3 protein-coding genes are annotated in these 1,702 nt (G+C 37.8%); 1 reads left to right on the top strand and 2 read right to left on the bottom strand.

Going from position 1 to position 1,702, the window contains the following annotated elements; genetic code table 11:
• Positions 1–27: 27 nt before the first annotated feature.
• The gene (locus ASV53_RS23875; protein ID WP_094958972.1) at positions 28–339 is read right to left on the bottom strand and encodes a cysteine-rich CWC family protein; all 312 of its coding nucleotides are present in this window, start codon (positions 337–339) and stop codon (positions 28–30) included.
• A gap of 141 nt (positions 340–480) precedes the next feature.
• On the opposite strand from ASV53_RS23875, the gene ASV53_RS23870 reads away from it, so the two are divergent.
• Entirely contained in the window at positions 481–1,050 is a 570-nt protein-coding gene (locus ASV53_RS23870) for a hypothetical protein (protein ID WP_239928903.1), read from the top strand.
• A 34-nt stretch (positions 1,051–1,084) separates the two neighbouring features.
• Here the strand turns inward: ASV53_RS23870 and ASV53_RS23865 are convergent, their stop codons facing one another.
• Positions 1,085–1,393, bottom strand: a complete 309-nt coding sequence (locus ASV53_RS23865) for a transthyretin-like family protein (RefSeq protein WP_062691442.1) — start codon at positions 1,391–1,393, stop codon at positions 1,085–1,087.
• Positions 1,394–1,702: the final 309 nt, after the last annotated feature.

The following is a 1,702-nucleotide window of genomic DNA, read 5'->3' as shown; positions in this document are numbered from 1 at the left end:
ATCATTATATCTACATTAAATAGATACTTAGCCAACCTTAATAGGAAGCTTTGATAAGCAACTTCTGCAGAGGCAATGTACTCCTTTGATGCTGGTGGTGTCTCTTTTGGTGATTTCAAAACACCAGCAATGACTTTCTCCCGCTGAAATTTCGCAGTAAGCGGGTTGACCACATTGTTGGCAAGTATGCGTAGAAACAACCTTATGAATTTGCTCCATCTTTGTATCGCGTTGCTCATCTGTAAGATGACGCCATTGCTGGATCTCAGACATAGTTCTATGGCACCCAGTACAGACACCGTCTTTATTTTTACATATCCCAATACATGGCGTTTTCATCGTTCAGCTTCTTAATGCGACTATTGTGGCGCTAAATAGTAGCGGCATTGTTGCTAGAGTCAATCACTGGACAATTTCGCCTGCCATACTTATATGTTCATGCATGGGCGTAACGATACGTATTGCAGCGACATAGGTGAGATGGCTGAAAGAGAGGAGGAATTAACGATGACAATAAGGTGGCAAATACCGACATGGTCTGTGGTTGCAACTGGTTTATTAATGAATATTGTGTCTGCGTTAATGACAAATTTTTACATTGAAGGGGAAACACAAGCGGCAAATACGCTAACCCAGCAGCAAATCCGCAATGATAAATTGATCGCCTTAACGTGGCAGCAAGTTGAAGCTATTGATCGAAAAAGAGAGTATCTGTTGACACTGCTTGTGGTGAGTGAGTCGAGGGGTCACATTATATCTGAGTACTTATCTCGATTTATTCGTGACGATATACAATCTTGGATTGATGAACCCGTTGAGGAAATATCACAAGATGCTTTACCGATAATAATGGATAAATTGGTCAAGGTTCAATCATTACAACGCGATAAAATAAATCAGCTTTATATTGAAAACTTAACACTTATCGATTCTCATGCAATAAAGGCTAAAAATATTTCAATGTTAAAAAGCCTTGCGTTATTTTTGCAAATAATAGGGCTAGGGTTGGTTCTGGCAAGAGATCTAAATCGTAGAGACTATAAAAGTTAAGCCCCTGATTAACGTATTAATTAGGGGCTATATATTATTTATTTGTAGAGTGGAAGGCAAAGCGAGATGATTTTTTACCACTTTCAGTTGTCGCTTTATATTTGATAGATCGTGAGCTTTCTAATGTAAGTGGAATAAATACACGGCCTCGTTCGTCTGTTGTGTATGACTCTCGTTGCTGAGGTACATTAGCAACAGAAACCTTAGCGTTTGCTGCAGGCTGACCATTTTCAGTGATAGTAACCCATGCACCATTGTGGGTATCAGCCACTCTGATATCAGCAAAAGCAGATGAAGACATCAAAAGTACAGCAGTTGCAGTCATTACTCTTAAGCTAGACATAATCTTACCTCATCCATTGTTGGTGTTTTTCTTGTTGTTTTTGTGGAATTTCACAATCAACATATAAGACCGACACCTTTTACGATTTATTGCAAAATTCCGCCCTTATTTATCTAATCCTTTATTTTCAGTGGCTTGTTTCAATAACTAATAAATAACGACATGAAATGTATAATAAGTTAGTCATTGTTGTTTTACTAACTGTTCAATATCAACTTCACATATTTAATACCACAGTGTGTTAACGAACCAAGATTCCATTTGGATCATGTAATAAAACTAATTAACAAGAGTATAGGTGAGTGTCTT

The organism is Photobacterium sanguinicancri (assembly GCF_002265265.1).
Classification (GTDB): domain Bacteria; phylum Pseudomonadota; class Gammaproteobacteria; order Enterobacterales; family Vibrionaceae; genus Photobacterium; species Photobacterium sanguinicancri.
Note: the sequence above shows the minus strand (reverse complement) of the source record. Positions and strands in the feature narration are given on the sequence as shown.